The organism is Roseomonas elaeocarpi (genome assembly GCF_042433915.1).
Taxonomy (GTDB): Bacteria; Pseudomonadota; Alphaproteobacteria; order Acetobacterales; family Acetobacteraceae; genus Roseomonas; species Roseomonas elaeocarpi.
The window spans coordinates 163,806-181,507 of sequence record NZ_JBHLUN010000008.1 but is presented as its reverse complement, the minus strand read 5'-3'; the positions used below and the strand labels follow the sequence as shown (position 1 = coordinate 181,507).

Here is a 17,702-nt window from a genome sequence, read left to right as displayed (position 1 = left end):
GCGGGCGATCAGCTCGCTCTGGTCAAAGGGCTTCACGATGAAGTCGTCGGCGCCCATGCCGAAGCCCTTCACCTTGGCCTGCGGCCGCGACAGGCCCGACAGGATCAGCACCGGGGTGTCGATCCGAGCGGCGCGGAGGCGGCGGACCACCTCGTAGCCCTCCATGTCCGGCAGCATCAGGTCCTGAATGATGATGTCGTAGTCGTAGAGCTTGGCCAGCTCCAGGGCTTCCTCGCCCGTGTCGGCGGCGTCCACGATCATGGTCGCCGACTTCAGCATCAGCGTGATGCCGCGGGCGGTGGTCAGGTCATCTTCAACCAGAAGAACGCGCATTTTTCTGCTTCCCACACTCTATGCGTGCATAAGGCCTCACCTTTCGGAAACTTAAAAGAGTCATTTTGGAGATGAAGCATATTAAGAACTTGGACGGATCGCAAAAAAGAGATGAACGATCTCGTTGAACTCGCAGGATCGGTTAACCAGGCTGCAGAGAAAATCGATAAAGTACAGCTGACTGTCTGCATGGGCCGGGTCGCATCCGTGGTCGGGACCGGCGTCGAGGTCGCGGGGCTGCATCCGCCCCCACCGGTCGGTCACCGCCTCTTGGTGGTGTCTCAGGAACCGGAATCGTCTCGCGCAGAGATTGTAGGGGCCTCCGGAGGCCGTCTGCTGGCCTCGCTGCACGGCGCGGCGCAGGGAATCGCCCCGGGGCAGCCGGTTCGCGTGCTGGATGCCGCGACTCTGTCGCCGGACCGCTCCTGGCTCGGCCGGGTCATCGATCCGACGGGGCGGCCGATGGACGGGCTCGGGCCGCTGCGGGACGGGCCCCGCGCCCGCGCCATCCGGGCGGCCCCGCCACAGGCCGGGCAGCGTGCCCGGCTGGGGCCGCGGCTGGACCTGGGCGTGCGGGCACTGGACATCTTCGCCACCTGCCGGCGCGGGCAGCGCCTGGGCCTCTTCGCGGCGTCGGGCGTGGGCAAGTCCACGCTGATGTCCATGCTGGCGCGCGGGGCCGACACCGAGGTCACGGTGATCTGCCTGGTGGGCGAGCGCGGGCGCGAGCTGCGGGAGTTCATCGAGGACGACCTGGGACCGGAAGGGTTGCGCCGGGCGGTGGTGGTCTGCGCGACCTCCGACGCCTCGCCGCTGATGCGCCGCGACGCCGCGCTGGCCGCGATGACGGTGGCCGAGCATTTCCGCGACGAGGGGCAGCAGGTGCTGCTGCTGATGGACAGCGTGACCCGCTTCGCCATGGCGCTGCGCGAGATCGGCCTCGCGGCCGGCGAGCCGCCCACCACCAAGGGCTACCCGCCCTCCGTCTTCGCCGAGCTGCCGCGTCTGCTGGAGCGCGCCGGCACCGCGGCGGAAGGGGCAGGCGGCGGCGCGATCACCGGGCTGTTCACCGTGCTGGTGGAAGGCGACGACCATGACGAGCCGGTGGCCGACGCGGTGCGCGGCATCCTGGACGGCCACGTCGTGCTGGACCGCGCGATCGGCGAGGGCGGGCGCTACCCGGCGGTGGACGTGTTGCGGTCGCTGTCGCGGACCTCGCCGGGCTGCCTCCTGCCCGAGGAGCGGCCGATCCTGCTGCGGGCGCGGCGGATCCTGGCGCTGTTTCGCGACATGGCGGACCTAGTGCGGCTGGGCGCCTATCGCGCGGGAACGGACCCGGCGGTGGACGAGGCGGTGCGGCTGGCGCCGCGCATCGAGGCCGTGCTGACGCAACGCAAGGACGAGCGCGAGGGTGTGGCGGAGGCCTTCCGGCAGCTCGCCATCGCGCTGGAGGCGGCGTGAGCCGCAGGGGCGCCCGCGACCCGCTGGCGGTGCTGGCGCGGCTGCGCGGGATGGAGGTGGAAGCGGCCCGCCGCGCCCTGGGCGAGCGCCTGGCGGCGCAGGACGTGGCGGAAGCCCGCGCGGCCGAGGCGGCGGAAGCCCTGCCACGCGAGGCCCGGGCCGGGAATACCGGTGCCGGGATAGCCGGCACCGCGGTTGCCGGAACCGGGAGCGCCGGCAGCGGAGATGCCGTTGTCGGCCATGCCGTCACCGGGCACGCCGCTGTCGGGCAGGCCAACGTCGCGCAGGCGGCCGACTACGCCCGCTGGCTGCCGCTGGCGCTGCGGCAGCGGGCTACGGCGCAGCAGCAGGCGGCGGGCGCGGCGGCGCTGGCCGAGACCGCCCGGCAGGCGCTGGCGGAGGCCAGGGCGGCGGAGCGCGCCGTGGAGCAGCTACGCGACCGGCGCGAGGCGCTGCGGACGGCGCTGCGGGAACGCGCGAGCCTTGCCGTGCTGGACGACGCCGGACGGCGCCGGCGCTGAACCTGCCGCGGCACGCCACAGCACCTCCATCCGCTCCGCCCCGTGGACGCGGTACTGGATGCCCGACCAGCTGATCCGCCGGCCAAAGGCGGTGGACAGCAGCAGCGCGAGATTGACCGCGGGGAGCAGCGGCAGGAGCCAGCGGTCGCGTCGCATGGTGGCGCGGCTGCGCGCCGCCTGCTCGGGCGGCAGCAGTTGCTCGGCGATGCGGATGCGCAGCGTTTGACGGAGCTGCTGCAGCAGCATCGCGGTGGCAGGCACCAGCAGCAGCAGCGGCCAGGCGACGTGGCGCAGCGGCAGGGTCAGCAGCGCCAGCAGCACCGGCGGCAGCAGCGCGGCCAGGGCGGTCAGCCAGTAGCCCGGGGCGTAGAGCCGCAGGATGAGGTATTGCCGGCGGGCATAGGCGGTGAGGCTGCCGAGGCCGTGCGACACCGGGCTCGGCGCCAGGACGCGGTGGGTCGGGTGGACACGCAACCCGGCGCGGCGCGCGGCGACGCTGAGTGCCAGGTCATCCGACAGCGTGTTGCTCCAGGCGGCGCGCAGGTCCATGCGCTCCAGCGCCTCGTGGCGCAGCGCCATGGCGGCGCCGGAGCACAGGTTCCAGCTGTGGAAACGCGGCGTGGTGGCGACCGCGACCGACAGCAGCGCCGCGAGGCGGCTGCCGATCTGCCCGTCGGTCGGAATGGTCCAGATATAGCCGTTGCTGACATCGGCCCGGCGCAGCGCAAGCGGGCGGACCAGCTGCGCCAACCAGTCCGGCGGGGGCAGGGTGTCGGCATCGGTGAAGGCGATGATCTCGTCGCGCGGCGTCAGGGTCTCGAGAGCCGCGAGGAGGTTGTGGACCTTCTGCCCGCGCCCCTGCGCCAGCCCGGCCTCGACGCGCATGGCCGGAACGGGGCTGCGGGCGATGAAGCGGTCCAGCACGGCGCAGACCGGGTCAGCCGCGGATTCCACCGCGAAGACGAGGCGGTGGTCCACATCCTGCTGCCGCGCCAGGGCCTCGAGGAAGGCTTCCGTTCCGGCGCCCACCCCCTTGATCGCCACCAGCAGCGCCACTCGCGGGCGCCCCGGGGCAGGTGCCAGCGGGTTCCGGACACGGTGGTGGTACAGGAAAGTGCTGGCGGTGGTGACGAGCGACAACAGCAGCCAGGCCGCGGCGGCGAGCACCGCGACGATGATGGACAGGCTCCCGGTCAACATTGTGCCGCTCCCCCAAAGAAGGAGCAGCCAATTGTCTCAATATGCGGGATTTTTCCAGAAACTGTGAGTTGTATGAAAAAAACGTGTAAACAACTGCTGGATGCAGGTATTTTGGAACGTTCTGCGAGAAGTTGCTGCCGAGTTCAGGAGCCCTGGCTGAACTCCCGGCATGAACAGGAGGTTAGCGCTCGGACCTGAGCGTCCGCCGGGAAGCGGGACGAAGCTGGGGGGCGGAAGCCGCCGCGAGGCCGTTGCGCGGAAGGTGTGCCGGCCGATCGCTCCGCGCAGCGGCGGGCACAACCTGTCAGGCGGCCCGGATCGCCTCCGGGCCCTGGGCGCGGCGGCGCCTCAGCGCCAGCGGCGGTGCATCCAGAGCCACTGGCCCGGGTACTCGCGGATCCAGCCGGCGATCACGTCGTTGATGCGCTGCGTGGCGGCGTCGACGCTGACCTGGCCCGCCTCGTCACGCGGCATGGGGATCGCCTCGGTCAGCTCGACGCGGAAGCGGCCGCCGGGCAGGCGGATGGCGCGGGCGCCGTGCACCGGGCAGTCGAAGCGCCGCGCGAGGTTGGCCAGCAGCGGGTTGGCGGCGGCGGGTCGGCCGAGGAATTCGACCTCCGGGCCGCGGCCGAAGCGCTGGTCCACCAGCATGGCGGTGACGGTGCCTTCCTGCAGCGCCTTGGCGAGGCGCGTCGGCGCGGTGAGGCCGGCGGGCACCATCTCGCCCATCAGGTCGCGGCGCAGGTCGCGGATGAGGTCCGCCACCGGCCGGTTGTTGGGGGTGCGGTAGAGCACCGCCGTTTTCAGCCCGTGCTTGCGGGCGGCTACGGCCGGCAGTTCCCAGTTCGCGAGATGGGCGGCGAAGACCAGCACCGGGCCCTCGTGTTCCCGCAGCGCCTTGAAGCGCGCGAAGGTCGCGTCGTCGATCTCGACCCGGCCGCCGGGGCGGCGTTCCTCGGTCAGGTCCCAGATATGGCCGAGATGCACGTACTCGCAGGCGGTGCGGCCGAGATTGTCCCAGGCCTCGTCCGCAACGCGGTCGTGCCACTCGGCGGGCTGGTCCGGAAAGGCGGCGCGGATGTTGCCGAGCGCGATGCGGTGCGCCTTGGTGCGCGGACCCAGGCGGCGGCACACGGCGCTGCCCAGGCGCGGGGCGCGGTCAGGACCCAGCGCGCGCATGGCGGCGAACAGCCCGCGCACCAGCACGGCCACGCCCCGGTCGCGCCATTGCAGCGCGCGGAGCTGCGCCTTGCGCCAGCGGTAGCGAAGCTCCGGTGTCAGAGCGTGACCACGATCTTGCCGAAGACCCGGCGGCTCTCGAGGCGGTCCAGCCCCTCGGTGAAACGCTCCAGCGGGATCACGGTGTCGAGCACCGGCGTCATGCCGTTCGCCATCTTGGCCAAGCCATCGGCCACGTTGCGCATGGAGGCGCCGAAGGAGCCGATGATCCGCAGCTGGCGCTGGAAGATCATCATCAGGTTGGTTTCGGCCGACACACCCGAGGTGGAGCCGCAGGTGACCAGCCGCCCGCCCATCTTGAGGCTGAGCAGCGAGCCCGCCCAGGTGGAGGCGCCGACATGCTCGAACACCACGTCCACGCCGCGCTTGCCCGTGATGCGGCGCGCCACGGTGGGGAAGTTCTGGGTGTTGTAGTTGACGACGTGATCGGCACCCAGCGCGCGGGCCTTCTCGCACTTCTCGTCGTCGCCGGCGGTGGCGATCACGGTGCAGCCGAGCGCCTTGGCTTCCTTGATCGCGACGGTGCCGATGCCCGAGCCCGCGGCCTGGATCAGGATGGTCTCGCCGGGCTCAAGCCGGGCGTTGTCGAACAGCATGTGCTCGACGGTGGAGAAGGTGATGGTGGCGCAGGCGGCGTCGTTCGTCGCCACGTTCTCCGGCACCGCGATCAGCAGGCGGGCGGGGATGTTCACCAGTTCCTGCGCGAAGCCGTCGAGATGAAAGCCCATCACGCCGCCGACGTTCTCGCACAGGTTGTCGCGGCCTTCGCGGCAGGCGCGGCAGTGGCCGCAGGTCATGGCGCCGTAGGGAGCCACGCGGTCGCCGCGCTTCCAGCTCGACACGCCCTCGCCGGTGGCGACCACCTCGGCCACGGCCTCGGCGCCGGTGACCAGCGGCAGGTTGCGCTTGGCGAAGGCCATGCCGCGCCAGCCCCAGACGTCGATGTGGTTCAGCGCCACCGCCAGCGGACGGATCTGCACCTCGCCAGGACCCGGCGGCGGGGGCGGGGCGATGTCGTCGATGCGGAGGTCACGGTCGCCGTGGAGGCGGAGGGCACGCATAACGGTTCAGCTCCGGGTCACGGGCGGCAGGGCCCGGACGGGAAGGAAAGGGGGCAGGGCGGCCGCGTCGGCGCGAACCGCGCCCGTGCCGGCAGGCACGAGGCTGATCCTGAGTGCTTCGCGATGGCCGCGATCCGCGGCCGGGGCGCGCATCAGCGCGGCTCCGCCGAGAGCACGAGGCAGGTGTTCTGGCCGCCGAAGCCGAAGGAATTGCTCAGCACGTGCCGCACCGTGGCGTCGCGCGCGGTGTTGGGCACCACGTCGAGGGTGATGCTGGGATCGGGCTCGTCGTAGTTGATCGTGGGCGGCATGCGGCCGTCGCGGATCGTCAGGATCGAGAACACTGCTTCCAGCGCGCCCGCGGCGGAGAGCGTATGGCCGATCATCGACTTGTTGGACGAGATCGGCGGCGCGTTGTCGCCGAACACGGCGCGCATGCCGAAGTTCTCCATCTTGTCGTTCTCGGGCGTGCCGGTGCCGTGCGCGTTGACGTAGGAGATGTCTTCCGGCCGCAAGCCCGCATCCGACAGCGCGACCCGCATGGCGCCGATCACCGCGTTGCCGTCGGGGTTGGAGCGGGTGCGGTGGAAGCTGTCGGCACGCTCGCCGCAGCCCGACACGATGGCCAGGACCTTGGCGCCGCGCGCGATCGCGCTGTCGTAGTCTTCCAGGATCAGGGCCGCAGCGCCCTCGCTCATCACGAAGCCCGCGCGGTGCTTTTCGAAGGGGCGGGAAGCGCGCTCCGGCTCGTCGTTGCGGGTGGACAGCGCCGAGAGCAGCGAGAAGCGGATCAGCGATTCCGGCTGCACCGTGCCGTCGGCGCCCAGCGCGATGGCGGCGGTGCATTCGCCACGCTGGATCGCCTCGACCGCCAGCTGGATCGAGGACGCGCCGGTGGCGCAGGCGGTGGTGATGCTGACCGGCGCGCCGCGCGTGCCGAAGCGGGCACTCAGGCGCTCGCCGATGCCGAAGCCCAGCACCGTGTCGTGGATGTCGTGGCGGCCGGCGGCGGCGGCGGTCATGGCGCGGTAGGTGGGCTCCTCGCCGCGCGCGAGCGCCGCGCGGGCCAGCGACAGGCGGTCGGGCCACTCGACCTCAACCGGCGGCATGCCGACGAAGAGCGGACCGGGGAAGGAACCCAGCTGACCGAGGCCGGACATGCCCAGGGCTTCCTCGATCGCCAGCGTGGCGATGCGCTCGACGCGGCGGGGGCTGGTCAGCGGCTCGCCGGTGGCTTCCTCCGGCAGGTCCACGGTGCCTGCGATGGTGGTGCGCAGGTGCTCGGTCGGGAAGCGCGTGATGCGGCGGATGCCGGAACGGCCGGCCAGCAGCGCCGGCCAGGTCTCATCGAGTCCGAAGCCTAGCGGCGTGACGGCGCCGAGGCCGGTGACGGCGACGAGCGGGCGGCCGAGATGGTCCTTCACGCGGGGCTCTCCGTGTCCGGGCGCGCCGTATCGGGACGCGAAATGGAGGCGAGCGCCTCGCCGCGCCACTGGCCGAAGCCGGTGACGAGGATGCGGTCGGGCGCAGCGGCCTCGCCCGCGTCGGCCGGGTCCATGGCGGGATAGAAGCCGCCGCGCGACAGGGCGAGCGCCGCCAGCGCGACGTTGACGGGGAAGCTGGCCTCGACCCCGTGGCCCAGCAGGCTGCCGCTGCGGCGGATGGCGGCACCGCCCAGCGTTTGGAGGAAGCGCTCCTCCTCGGCCCAGGCGGAGGGGGTGCCGGGCGTGCCGGAGATCACCGCCGGCGCCGGGCCGCCGACGCGGGCGAGCAGGGCCTCGGCCGCCGTGGCGCTCTCGCCGGGCGCGGTGCGGTGGGTGGCGTCGGTGGCCACCGCGTCGAGACGGGCCAGGACGCGGGCGCCACGGGCCCGGGCGTGCTCGGCCGCTTCCAGCACGAGGTAGGCGGACATGCCGCCCAGCACCATGCCGCCCTCGCCACGACCCGAGAGAGGCTGGAAGGGGCCTTCCCAAAGGCCGTCGCCGCCGCGGAACAGCACCAGCATGTCCCAGCGGCTGCCCACGAAGCCGCCGCCCACCAGGGCGATCTCGCCCCGGCCCTCGGCAATGCGGGCGCGGGCGATGCGCAGCGCGTCGGCGGCGGCGGATTCCTCGCCCATGAAGGTGCGCGACGAGCCGGTGACGCCGTGGACGATGGAGATGTTGCCGGCGACGAGGTTGCTCAGCTGCGCCAGGAACAGCGTCGGGCGCAGGCCGGTGGCCAGCATCTCGTTCAGGCGGGCGCCGTTTCCGGCGGCCTCGGCGCCGTCTGCCTCGGCGAGCGCGGCGGTCACCTGCTCATCCAGTGGCAGGTCGCGCTCGCCGCCGCCGGCCGCCACCATCAGGTGCATGTCAGCCACGAGGTCGCGCGCGCCGGCATCGTCGAGGGCCAGCCCGGCGGCGTAGGTGTTCAGCCGCTGCCAGGGCTCCATCTGCCGCTGGTCGCCGCGCTTGGGGATCTGCCGGTCGAGGTCGAGCGCGGGCAGGGGATGCACCGGCCAGGGGGCGAAGCCCGTCTCGTCGACCACCGCGTGGCGGCCGGGCGCGCGCAGCGTGTCCCAGTGGGCGTCGCGGCCCTCGCCCAGCGAGGTCACCAGGCCGATGCCGGTGATCACCACGTCCCGGTTGGTGGCGGTGGCCATCAGACGGACACTCCGAAGGCATCGAGGCCGATGGCGGCGGCGCGCTCGCGCATCGCGGCCTCCAGCTCCGGGGCGGGGAAGGGCATGATGCGCAGCATGATCTCGGCGTCGCAGAGGCGCTTGCCCGCGCTCTCGATGCGCGCCGCCGTCACGGCGTAGCCGGAGCCGTCATGGCTGATGCGGGCGGTGATGGTGAGCGGCGCGCCCGGCCCCACGAAGTGGCGGAACTTCGCTTCCTTCACCGAGGTCAGGAAGGGCATGGCGGCGAGCGCGTTGCGCGCCAGCAGCAGCCAGCCCGAGGCCTGCGCCATGGTTTCCACCAGCAGCACGCCGGGCACCAGCGGGTGCCCGGGGAAGTGCCCTTCGAAGACCGGCGACTGGTCGGGCACGGTGCTTTCGGCCGTGATCGTCTCGCCGTCAAAGGCGAGGATGCGGTCGATCATGGTGAAGTATTCGAGGCGCACGCCGGTTCCGTTCCTGCCGTCCTGCTCGGGTGGTGGTTCAGGCGCCCTTGGCGGCCGCGAGCTCCTCGACGCGGGCGGCGAGGTTCTTCATCACGAAGTAATGGTCGGCCGGAGCCTCACCGGCATTGACCTCCTGCGTCCACTTCTCGACCGGCACCTTGATGCCGAATTCCTTGTCGATGGCGAAGACGATGTCGAGGAAGTCGAGGCTGTCGATGCCGAGGTCCTCGATCACGTGGCTGTCGGGCGTGATCTTGTCGCGCGGCACCTCGGAATTGGCGGCGATGATGTCGGCGATACGCTCGAAGGCCGAGGCCATGGGAGGCTCCTGGGAAGAAGGCGTGGGTCGGCCCCGGTGCCCGCGGGAACCGGCCGGATCAGGGGGCGGGTGATGGACCGGAAAGGCCCCGGGTGTCCAGAGCATCGGCGGTCCGGCCTGTTGCACGGCTGCCGCATCGCGCCCGCGGAAACATCCCGTCGGGCCGGGCCACAGGTGGCGTCGCGGCGCGCCGTTCGCGCGCTGGTGCCCCCGGAGGGACTTGAACCCCCACACCCTTTCGAGGCTGCCGATTTTGAGTCGGCTGCGTCTACCATTCCGCCACGGGGGCATCCGCCGCGTGCGGGGCAGGAATTACCCGTCCCCGCGGCCACGGTCCAGAGCCGCCGGAAACAGAACTGTCGGCCGGGCCGGATACTCCGTCGGCTGGGCCGCCGGGTGGGCCCGATCGGGCGGGGTGGCGGCGCATCCGGCCGAGGCGCGGAAACCTCCGGCCCGTCGCGGGGCTTCCCAGGACAGGTTTCCGCGCCGGTGCGCGGCGGCGCGGCCCGGCTTGGCCGCCGCGCACCGGCCGCGGAACAGGGGAACCGGAGGGCGCCCGGGCGGCGGAACCGTCAGCCTGGGCACACGGGGCGGCAGCGGAGGGGTTGATGGGGTTCATCGGACGTTGGCTGGGGGATTTCGTCCGCCTGGCGCTGGCGCTGGCGCTGGCCGTCGCGGCGATGCAGCTGCCGGCGCTGAGCGGCAGCTACACCGCGGCGCTGCTGCAGATCGCCGAGGACGGGCGGCGCGACATCGAGGCGCGCAAGGCGCTGGCCCGCCAGTACTACGAGCTGCCCGACACGGGCGACCAGACGGTGATCGAGGCGCTGCGGCCGCGCGAGCCCTCCAACGCCCAGGGCCTCGCCCTGTCGGTGGAGCGCGAAGGGCGGATGCGAGGGACCTACGAGCGGCTCCAACAAACGCCGGCGCTGCTGCGCCCGGTGGATGCCCTGTGGGACGCGCTGAGCGACGGGCAGGGCGACAAGCGCGCGGTGCTGCGGACCGCGGTGGCGACGCACGAGCCCTCGCTGATCCTCGGCACGGCAGCGGCGACCTACGGGTTGGTGGGGCTGCTGCTGGGGGTGCTGCTGGCCGAAGCGCTGCTGACGCTGCTGCGCGCGCTGCTGGGCGGCATGTTCCGACGGCGGCCGCGTCGTCAGGCGGCCGTCTGAAGTGGCGCCGGCCGGCTGCTGTGACCCGGGCGCCGGGCTGCGGCATCCGGGGTCGCGGCATGCGGCCTCGCGGCGGGGCATGCGGACCGTGGGCCGGTCGCGCGTGGCTCAGGAGTGTGGGCCGGGTCGCATGCGGCCGGGACGACCGGCCCGCAGCCAGCGCCCCAGGCGATCTGCGGCAGCGGAACCGGGTACGGCGCGCGGCAGGAACCCGCGCCGGCGGGCTTGCGGAGGTGCCGGAGCCGACGCAGCTTCCGCGCCCATGAACCGTGTACCCGCCCTCACCATCGCCGTGCTGGCCGCCGTCGCACCCCTGTTTGCCCTGGGCACCGAGCGCTTCGTGGGGCTGGCACCCTGCGCGCTGTGCCTGTGGCAGCGCTGGCCCTACTGGGTGGCGGCGGCGCTGGCGGTGCTGGCCGCGCTGACGCGCGGGCGCTGGCTGCTGTCGCTGGCGGGTCTGGCGGTGCTGGTTTCGGCCGGGATCGCGGCGCTGCATATCGGCGTGGAGCAGGGCTGGTGGCCCTCGCCGCTGCCTTCCTGCCAGGCGCCCACCGCGACGCTGGGACTGAGCGTGGACGACATGCTCAAGGCCATGTCGGCCAAGCCCGACAAGCCCTGCGACGCGCCGTCCTTCCTGATCCCGGGCCTGCCGGTCTCGATGGCGCAGATGAACTTCGTCTACGCCGCCGTGGTCGGGGGGCTGGCGCTGCGCTGGTCGGTGCAGCAGGGCCGCCGGGGCGTGTGAGCCGACCGCCGCCGCCCTGCCGCCTGGACGCGGGCGCTACGGCGCGGCGGCGCGCGACACGGCGGGGTCGCCCGAGGGACTGCCGGAGGGGCTACGCAGGGACTCGCCCAGCGCCAGCGTCATCCGCACCGCGCGCCCGGCCATGAGGTTGCGCGCATCGGTGCGGCCGGCCTCGGGCGGGGCGACGACGTTGAGGCGCAGCGTGACCATGCGCCGTTCCACTGCCGCGGCGCAGATCACGATCTGCAGCGGCTCGGGCGAGGCGTCGAGGTAGTCGTAGCAGGCCAACGCCAGGCCCTGCTGCGGGTCGGCCGCCTCGAAGCGGCTGAGGATTCGCGTGCCCGGCTGCGCCCGCGTGGCGGCCAGGTAGCTGTCGCGCCGTGCATTGGCCTGGGGCGCGCCGGGGCGGCGGTGGAATCGCACCACCGGCTCCAGCAGCACGAAGGCCAGGGTGTCGCCGCCGTCCACGTAGTAGCCGGACTGGCCGCCGCGCGCCGTCGCCGCGCTGCCAGCAGGGCCGCCCCCGATCGGGCCGCCCCCGGCCGGGCCGCCGGTCACGGCCGAGGTCGGGCGGACGCGCACGAGGCCGGCCAGCACCGCCGGCAGCCCGTCGGGCGGGGCATAGGCCTCGAAGGCGCCCGGCCCCTGGCTGACGGAACGGGTGCCGCGGGGTGATGGGCCGGTGGTGACGGAAACCGGCTGGGCCTCGGCGAGGATGGCGGAAACCTGGGCGGGGGTTGCCGGCGGCGTGGCGCAGGCGGCGAGCGAGGCGGCCGCGGCGAGGCCGGCAAGGGGGACGAACTTCATGGCCGCAAGATGCCGCCCCGGCGGCGGCGGGGAAAGGCCGCGGAGGCGGTTCACCCGGTCGCGGTTGCGTGTGGGGCGGGTTTCCACGGCGGACGGAGGGGGGCTGAGCCGGCCTGACCCGCCATGCTCCCCGACCATGCGGGAACGGCCTGCCCTGGCGGACGCCAGGTTGCGCATGCCGCCGGTCAGGTGCGCAGGGGCGGCCTGCCGGATGCTGGCGCGATCGGCGGGCGACCCGCTGCCGGCCCGTTGGGCAGCCCGACCCGCGGGTCCCGCTGCAGGTTTTCCCGCAGCGCCGTGAGCAGGATCACCGCACGGCTGGTCAGCGCCTGCGCCGCGGCGCGCGGCTCCGCATCGGGGATCACGGGCATTCCCATCGAGAGCACCACCATCCGCCCCTCCATCGCGGTGAGGCAGGTGGCGACCTGAAGCAGCAGCACGGGCTCCTGCTGTATGAAGCCGAAACAGCTCAGCCTGAGCTTCGATGGCGCGTCGTTGACGTCGAACTGCGTCAGCGGGTGCATGTTCGGCCGCCTGGGGACCGCACGCCACATCCCCTCCTTGCGGAACAGCAGGTCGGGGGCGGTGACGCCGTCGGGCAGCGGGGGCGCCGAAGGCGGGTCCAGCATCAGGATGCCGAAGATGTTGCTCGTGTCCTGGCGGTAGAAGGCCATGGCAATGCCGGCCCTGCCGAGCACGTCGTCCGGCGCGACCTGCTGCGCGGCCGTGTCCAGGCGGAAGCGCGTGAAGCTGCCCAGGGTCGCCGGCATGGCGTCGTCCGCGGTGGAAGCCTCCGTCGCCGCTCCGGATGCTGTGGCGGGAGGCGGCGTGCCCGGCTGGGCACAGGCCGCAAGCATCAGAAGGCCGAGCAGCGCGGCAGGACGGAGTCTCATGCGGCCGAGGATGCCAGCGCCGCTACCGGGCCGAAAGTCCGGGCCCATCGGTTAGCCCCATCGGTTCAGCCTCAGCGGTTCAGGCCCGCCCGCTCAGGCTGGGACTTCAGGACGAAGGGCTATGGCGGCGCGGCGTTCACGGGGCGCGGCGGATCGGCACCGGCTCGGTGTGCAGCCAGCTGGGCCAGCCCACCGTGCGCTCGATCCCCACCAGGACGAGCGACGCCACGATCGCCACGGCGATGGTGATGAGCCGGGCGCGGTCGGGCGGATGGCGCCACCACTGCGCCATCGCGATGAAAAGACGTGTGACGGGATCCAGGGCGGTTCAGCTTTCCAGTTCGCTGTCCCAGTAGAGGTAGTCGCGCCAGCTCTCGTGCAGGTAGTTCGGCGGAAAGGCCCGGCCGTTGTCCTGCAGCTCCCACGAGGTCGGCTGGCGCGGCACCACGCGCGGGATCATCTGGCATTCGCGCGGCATCTTGGAACCCTTGCGCAGGTTGCAGGGGCCGCAGGCGGTGACGACGTTGTCCCAGGTGGTGCGGCCGCCGCGCGAGCGCGGGATGACGTGGTCGAAGGTGAGTTCCGGCGTCGGCAGCCCGGCCATGCAGTACTGGCAGGAAAAGTGGTCGCGCAGGAACACGTTGAACCGCGTGAAGGCCGGTCGCCGGGCCGAGGGGATGTATTCCCGCAGCGCGATGACGCTGGGCAGCCGCATGGTATGGGTGGGGGATCGCACCTCGTGCTCGTACTCGTTGAGCACCGAGACGCGGTCGAGGAACACCGCCTTCACCGCGTCCTGCCAGGACCACAGCGAGAGCGGATAATACGACAGCGGACGGAAGTCCGCGTTCAGCACCAGTGCAGGGAAACTGTGACCGCCGTCAGGCAAGTGAGGCTCCCGTCCCGTTTGCCGGAGCGGGGCCACCAGAACTGGGGCCTGTTCGGACAGAGAGGCCCCAGATGAAGTGGCGCCGTCCGATCGTGTGAGCGAGGGTGTGCCACCCTTCCCACACGGCCGCAACCACGCAACAGCGTGACGTCACGCAGGCTTCATCGAAGCGCCCCCGCCGGCGGTGCAACCTCGCCGCCGGGATGCCCGCCGGCCCCCACTTTGCGGCGCAGGAAGTCGGCGCCGGCCATGATGCCGCCCACGTCGATGGTGTGGCCCAGCGCCGGCGTGAAGCGCGACTCCACCGGCACGCCCAGCGCGAACAGGGCCGTATAGGCGCGGCGCGACGCGTCGGCCGGCACGATCCCGTCGTCCTCGCCGTGCACCAGCAGCACCGGTGCCGGCGGCTTGCGCAGCTCCGTCACCAGGCTGGCGGGGTCGAGCAGCATCCCAGCATAGGCCAGGATGGCGGCCGGCGGAGTCGCGAGGCGCAGGCCCACGTGCAGCGCCATCATCGCGCCCTGCGAGAAGCCCACGAGGACGAGGTTCTCCGGCGCCACCTCGTTCTCGCGCAGCAGCTGTTCCAACTGGGCCGTGAGGGCAGGTGCGGCGGCGCGCACGGCGGGCACCAGCACCGCGAGCCGCCAGTCGCGCAGCGGGAACCATTGCCGCCCGGTGGGGGCACCGTCGAAGGGGTTCGGTGCGTCCGGGGCCAGGAACAGCGCGTCCGGCAGCGCCTCGGCGAGCGGCGGCGCGAAGCCGATCAGGTCCGCGCCGCTGGCGCCCACGCCGTGCAGGATCACCACCAGCTGCCGCGGCCTGCGGCCGGAGGCCGGTTCGAGTCGTGGGATCGGGCTCATCGGGGCTCTCCTGCGGGAGGTGGGTTGGGGAGGTCGCGGCGGGCCGGGTGCCCGGTGAGGGGTGCGCCCGAAGGGTGAGGGTGCCCGGTGTGGGGTGCCCGGTGTGGTGCACCCGGTGTGGGAGTGCCCAGAGTGGGCGCCCGGTAAATAGGGTGTCCGGTGGAGCAGCGGTCGGGACAACCGGCCGGCGGGGTCGGGTCGCTGGCCCGCCGGACCGGGACGGCACCGGCCGGGCCGCGGGAGGCTCCGCCGCCCGACGCCCGGGCGGGGCGACACTCTCGCACGGATCGGCACCCTGGGTTAACGGAGGGGGCCGGCCGCCCGCGCAGGGCAGGGGGCGGGTCGGGGGAGAGCAGCCACGGTGCAGGCGGAGAACACCGCCCCTGAACGCGCGGATCGCGGTTTGGTCACGCGCTTCGCCCCGAGTCCCACCGGGCTGCTGCACCTGGGCCATGTCCGCTCGGCCATCGAAGGCTGGCGGCGGGCGCGGGTGGCGGGCGGGCGGTTCCTGTTGCGCATCGAGGACATCGACCTCGGGCGCTGCCGCCCGGAGTTCACCGCGGCCATCGAGGAGGATCTGCGCTGGCTCGGCCTCAGCTGGGACGGGCCGGTGCGCGTGCAGTCGCGCCACCTGCCGGACTACGCCGCGGTGCTGGACGGGCTGCGGGGGCGGGGATTGCTGTATCCGTGCTTCTGCACCCGCGCCGACGTCGCGCGCGCGGTGACGGCGCAGGGCGGGGCGCGGATGGGACCGGACGGTCCGGTCTATCCCGGAACCTGCCGCGCCCTGCCGGCGGCGGAGCGGGCACGGCGCCTGCGGGCTGGGGAGCCGCACGCGCTGCGCCTCGACATGGCGCGTGCCCTCCAGGCGGTGCCGGGTCCGCTGTTCTACCGCGAGCTGGGCGGGTCGATGCCGGCCAGCGGCGGGCCGCTGCGCCGCGAAACCCCCGGTGTCGCGCCGGGCGCGGGGCGCCTGGTGCGCTGCGACCCGGCGGCCTTCGGCGACGTGGTGCTGGCGCGCAAGGACGTGCCGGCCTCCTATCATCTCTGCGTCACGCATGACGACGCGCTGCAGGGCGTGACGCTGGTGACGCGCGGCGAGGACCTGCGGCCGAGCACCGACCTGCATCGTCTGCTGCAGGCGCTGATGGGCTGGCCGGAGCCGCTCTACGCGCATCACCCGCTGCTGCTCGGCCCCGATGGCCAGCGCCTGAGCAAGAGCGCCGGGTCGCGCCCCATCCGCGCCTGGCGCGAGGCGGGCGCCAGTCCGCAAGCGGTGCTGGCGCTGGCGGAAAGCGCCGGCGTCGCGTGACACCATGTTGCGGTGCCGTCGCGATCGTGTTGGGCTGCCGCGCATGAAACACCGCGCGCTGCCGATCCTCTCCTGCCTCGCCGCATCGGCCCTCACATTGGCCCTCGGCGGAGGCAGCGCGGCGGCGCAGGAGCTGCGCGTCGGCTTGCGCGCCGCGCTGGACAATCCCGATCCCGCCAGCTCCTACTCGCCCAACCGCAACATCACGCTGCAGATCTACGAGCCGCTGCTGCTGCAGGACGCGAGCATCAAGCCGGTGGCGGGCCTGGCGGTGTCGTGGCGGATGCGCGACCCGCTGACCTGGGAGCTGAAGCTGCGCGAGGGCGTGCGCTTCACCGACGGATCGCCGCTCACGGCGCAGGACGTGATCGCCTCGATCCGGCGGGCGCAGAACACCGACGCGCCGCAAACCTACAAGAGCGACCTGCGCGAGGTCGTGGCGGTGGAAGCGGAGGACCCGCTGACCGTGGTGATCCGCACGCGCAACCCGGCGCCGACGCTGACCGCCGGCCTCGCCACCTTCGGCATCGTTTCGGCCAAGGCGACCGAGGGCGCCACCTCGGCGGACTTCAACGGCGGCCGCGCCGCGATCGGCACGGGGCCGTACCGCTGGGTGCAGTGGACGCCGGGCGCCGGCGTGACGCTGTCGCGCAACGACAACTACTGGGGTGGGACGCCGCGGTGGAGCAAGGTGGAGGCGCGCTTCATCCCCAACGACAGCGCGCGCGTGGCGGGGCTGCTGTCGGGCGACCTCGACGTGGTGGATGCCGTGCCGGCCGAGCTGCTGGGCCGCATCCGCGCCGAGCCGAAGACGCAGGTGATCAGCACCAACGCGATCATGATGCTCTACCTCCAGCTCGACCAGTCGCGCGAGCAAACGCCCTACGCCACCGGCGACGACGGCAAGCCGCTGCCGCACAACCCGTTCCGCGACCTGCGGGTGCGGCAGGCGGTGACGCACGCGATCAACCGTGCCGCCATCGCCGAGCGCGCGCTGCAGAACAGCGCCGATCCGGCGGGGCAGTTCATGGCGCCGGGGCTTGATTCGCACGACCCGTCGCTGAAGCCCGCCACCTTCGACCCCGCGCTGTCGCGGCGGCTGCTGGCCGAGGCCGGCTACCCGAAGGGCTTCAACCTGAGCCTCGCCTGTTCCAACGACCGGTATCCGGGCGACGCGCGGGTGTGCCAGGCGCTCGGCCAGATGTTCGGCGCGGTGGGCATCCGCACCCAGGTGGACACGATGCCCGTGTCGATCCTGTTCCGCCGTCGCGTGGGCGGCGGGCCGGGCGGCGGGCCGGACGTGTCGGCACTGATGGCGGGCTACGGCGCGCCCAACGGCTTGGCGAGCTCGGCGCTGCAGTCGCTGGTGCAGACCATGGACCGCGACCGCGGCATCGGCGGCAACAACTACGGTGGCTTCTCCGACGCGGCGCTGGATCGCATGGTCGACACCACGCTGAACGACCTCGATCCGGCCAAGCGCGCCGAGGCGGTGCGGGCGGCGACGGCGCGGGCGATGGAGCAGGTGGCGGTGGTGCCGGTCTACTTCACCCATGCCGACTGGGGCCTGCGGCGCGACCTGACCATGGTGCCGCGGGCGGATTCCTTCACCTTCTTCGACACGGTGCAGCCGAAGCCGTGAGCGGCGGCGGCGGCGGGCGGCACGGCGGGGCTGCTGCGATCCGGAGTTGAGCCTCCCGGCCTGCCGTTGCTGATGGTGTGGTTCGGCCTTGGCCTCCATTGGCGCGAGCGCGGCTGAACGGCCGAGCTTGACGGCAGGGGGGC

The 17,702-nt window shown here is 72.9% G+C and carries 19 protein-coding genes and 1 tRNA gene; 6 read left to right on the top strand and 14 right to left on the bottom strand.

Translation table 11 applies throughout. The annotated features are described in order from the left end of the window. Positions 1–333: response regulator (locus tag ACFFGY_RS12275; protein WP_377044785.1), on the bottom strand; the 333-nt coding region annotated here is incomplete at its 3' end. 111 nt (positions 334–444) lie between these two features. Between ACFFGY_RS12275 and ACFFGY_RS12270 the strand changes: the two genes are divergently transcribed. Beyond that, positions 445–1,794 carry a FliI/YscN family ATPase gene (locus ACFFGY_RS12270; protein WP_377044784.1) on the top strand — a complete coding sequence of 450 codons (1,350 nt, stop codon included), beginning with the start codon at positions 445–447 and terminating at the stop codon, positions 1,792–1,794. After that, positions 1,791–2,315, top strand: coding sequence for a hypothetical protein (locus ACFFGY_RS12265; protein WP_377044783.1), 525 nt, complete (start codon positions 1,791–1,793; stop codon positions 2,313–2,315). The genes ACFFGY_RS12270 and ACFFGY_RS12265 overlap by 4 nt, the downstream gene beginning before the upstream one ends. On the opposite strand, the gene ACFFGY_RS12260 is transcribed toward ACFFGY_RS12265, so the two are convergent. The 8 genes from ACFFGY_RS12260 to ACFFGY_RS12225 all read right to left on the bottom strand — a co-directional run bounded on the left by ACFFGY_RS12260 (position 2,226) and on the right by ACFFGY_RS12225 (position 9,528). After that, entirely contained in the window at positions 2,226–3,515 is a 1,290-nt protein-coding gene (locus tag ACFFGY_RS12260) for a glycosyltransferase (RefSeq protein WP_377044782.1), read from the bottom strand. The genes ACFFGY_RS12265 and ACFFGY_RS12260 overlap by 90 nt on opposite strands. Positions 3,516–3,863: 348 nt before the next feature. Further along, complete coding sequence (locus tag ACFFGY_RS12255) at positions 3,864–4,748, bottom strand: lipid A biosynthesis lauroyl acyltransferase (RefSeq protein WP_377045043.1); 885 nt, start codon at positions 4,746–4,748, stop codon at positions 3,864–3,866. 44 nt (positions 4,749–4,792) lie between these two features. Further along, positions 4,793–5,815 (bottom strand): zinc-binding dehydrogenase, encoded by a 1,023-nt coding sequence (locus tag ACFFGY_RS12250; protein WP_377044781.1) that lies wholly within the window; start codon positions 5,813–5,815, stop codon positions 4,793–4,795. 152 nt (positions 5,816–5,967) lie between these two features. Beyond that, entirely contained in the window at positions 5,968–7,239 is a 1,272-nt protein-coding gene (locus tag ACFFGY_RS12245) for a beta-ketoacyl-ACP synthase (RefSeq protein ID WP_377044780.1), read from the bottom strand. After that, positions 7,236–8,456: a beta-ketoacyl-ACP synthase gene (locus ACFFGY_RS12240; RefSeq protein ID WP_377044779.1), complete on the bottom strand. Its 1,221-nt coding sequence runs from the start codon at positions 8,454–8,456 to the stop codon at positions 7,236–7,238. Before ACFFGY_RS12240 ends, ACFFGY_RS12245 begins: the two co-directional genes overlap by 4 nt. After that, positions 8,456–8,920 (bottom strand): 3-hydroxyacyl-ACP dehydratase FabZ family protein, encoded by a 465-nt coding sequence (locus ACFFGY_RS12235; protein ID WP_377044778.1) that lies wholly within the window; start codon positions 8,918–8,920, stop codon positions 8,456–8,458. The genes ACFFGY_RS12240 and ACFFGY_RS12235 overlap by 1 nt, the downstream gene beginning before the upstream one ends. A gap of 37 nt (positions 8,921–8,957) precedes the next feature. Continuing rightward, a complete protein-coding gene (locus ACFFGY_RS12230) occupies positions 8,958–9,239 on the bottom strand; it encodes an acyl carrier protein (RefSeq protein WP_377044777.1) in 282 nt (93 codons plus the stop codon). Between the two features lie 202 nt (positions 9,240–9,441). Beyond that, positions 9,442–9,528, bottom strand: a tRNA-Leu gene (locus tag ACFFGY_RS12225). A 319-nt stretch (positions 9,529–9,847) separates the two neighbouring features. On the opposite strand from ACFFGY_RS12225, the gene ACFFGY_RS12220 reads away from it, so the two are divergent. Beyond that, on the top strand, positions 9,848–10,411 hold the full coding sequence (locus tag ACFFGY_RS12220) for a DUF2937 family protein (protein WP_377044776.1): 564 nt from the start codon (positions 9,848–9,850) through the stop codon (positions 10,409–10,411). A 262-nt stretch (positions 10,412–10,673) separates the two neighbouring features. Continuing rightward, complete coding sequence (locus ACFFGY_RS12215; RefSeq protein WP_377044775.1) at positions 10,674–11,156, top strand: disulfide bond formation protein B; 483 nt, start codon at positions 10,674–10,676, stop codon at positions 11,154–11,156. 36 nt (positions 11,157–11,192) lie between these two features. Here ACFFGY_RS12215 and ACFFGY_RS12210 read toward each other — a convergent pair whose 3' ends face one another. From ACFFGY_RS12210 to ACFFGY_RS12190, 5 genes are all read right to left on the bottom strand, one after another. Then, positions 11,193–11,963, bottom strand: coding sequence for a hypothetical protein (locus ACFFGY_RS12210; protein WP_377044774.1), 771 nt, complete (start codon positions 11,961–11,963; stop codon positions 11,193–11,195). A 185-nt stretch (positions 11,964–12,148) separates the two neighbouring features. Continuing rightward, entirely contained in the window at positions 12,149–12,733 is a 585-nt protein-coding gene (locus ACFFGY_RS12205) for a hypothetical protein (protein ID WP_377044773.1), read from the bottom strand. A 259-nt stretch (positions 12,734–12,992) separates the two neighbouring features. Further along, entirely contained in the window at positions 12,993–13,148 is a 156-nt protein-coding gene (locus ACFFGY_RS12200) for a hypothetical protein (RefSeq protein ID WP_377044772.1), read from the bottom strand. Positions 13,149–13,184: 36 nt separating this feature from the next. After that, the gene (locus ACFFGY_RS12195; RefSeq protein ID WP_377044771.1) at positions 13,185–13,745 is read right to left on the bottom strand and encodes an HNH endonuclease; all 561 of its coding nucleotides are present in this window, start codon (positions 13,743–13,745) and stop codon (positions 13,185–13,187) included. Positions 13,746–13,906: 161 nt separating this feature from the next. Further along, the gene (locus ACFFGY_RS12190; RefSeq protein ID WP_377044770.1) at positions 13,907–14,605 is read right to left on the bottom strand and encodes an alpha/beta hydrolase; all 699 of its coding nucleotides are present in this window, start codon (positions 14,603–14,605) and stop codon (positions 13,907–13,909) included. A 403-nt stretch (positions 14,606–15,008) separates the two neighbouring features. On the opposite strand from ACFFGY_RS12190, the gene gluQRS reads away from it, so the two are divergent. Beyond that, the gene (gluQRS, locus tag ACFFGY_RS12185; protein WP_377044769.1) at positions 15,009–15,917 is read left to right on the top strand and encodes a tRNA glutamyl-Q(34) synthetase GluQRS; all 909 of its coding nucleotides are present in this window, start codon (positions 15,009–15,011) and stop codon (positions 15,915–15,917) included. Between the two features lie 43 nt (positions 15,918–15,960). Continuing rightward, a complete protein-coding gene (locus tag ACFFGY_RS12180) occupies positions 15,961–17,559 on the top strand; it encodes an ABC transporter substrate-binding protein (protein ID WP_377044768.1) in 1,599 nt (532 codons plus the stop codon). Positions 17,560–17,702: the final 143 nt, after the last annotated feature.

Bases quoted from the DNA above. Each gene is read 5' to 3' on its own strand.
- ACFFGY_RS12270 (WP_377044784.1), top strand. From the start codon at position 445: ATGAACGATCTCGTTGAACTCGCAGGATCGGTTAACCAGGCTGCAGAG.
- ACFFGY_RS12260 (WP_377044782.1), bottom strand. From the start codon at position 3,515: ATGTTGACCGGGAGCCTGTCCATCATCGTCGCGGTGCTCGCCGCCGCG.
- ACFFGY_RS12250 (WP_377044781.1), bottom strand. From the start codon at position 5,815: ATGCGTGCCCTCCGCCTCCACGGCGACCGTGACCTCCGCATCGACGAC.
- ACFFGY_RS12240 (WP_377044779.1), bottom strand. From the start codon at position 8,456: ATGGCCACCGCCACCAACCGGGACGTGGTGATCACCGGCATCGGCCTG.
- ACFFGY_RS12230 (WP_377044777.1), bottom strand. From the start codon at position 9,239: ATGGCCTCGGCCTTCGAGCGTATCGCCGACATCATCGCCGCCAATTCC.
- ACFFGY_RS12220 (WP_377044776.1), top strand. From the start codon at position 9,848: ATGGGGTTCATCGGACGTTGGCTGGGGGATTTCGTCCGCCTGGCGCTG.
- ACFFGY_RS12215 (WP_377044775.1), top strand. From the start codon at position 10,674: ATGAACCGTGTACCCGCCCTCACCATCGCCGTGCTGGCCGCCGTCGCA.
- ACFFGY_RS12210 (WP_377044774.1), bottom strand. From the start codon at position 11,963: ATGAAGTTCGTCCCCCTTGCCGGCCTCGCCGCGGCCGCCTCGCTCGCC.
- ACFFGY_RS12205 (WP_377044773.1), bottom strand. From the start codon at position 12,733: ATGCCGGCGACCCTGGGCAGCTTCACGCGCTTCCGCCTGGACACGGCC.
- ACFFGY_RS12200 (WP_377044772.1), bottom strand. From the start codon at position 13,148: ATGGCGCAGTGGTGGCGCCATCCGCCCGACCGCGCCCGGCTCATCACC.
- ACFFGY_RS12190 (WP_377044770.1), bottom strand. From the start codon at position 14,605: ATGAGCCCGATCCCACGACTCGAACCGGCCTCCGGCCGCAGGCCGCGG.
- ACFFGY_RS12180 (WP_377044768.1), top strand. From the start codon at position 15,961: ATGAAACACCGCGCGCTGCCGATCCTCTCCTGCCTCGCCGCATCGGCC.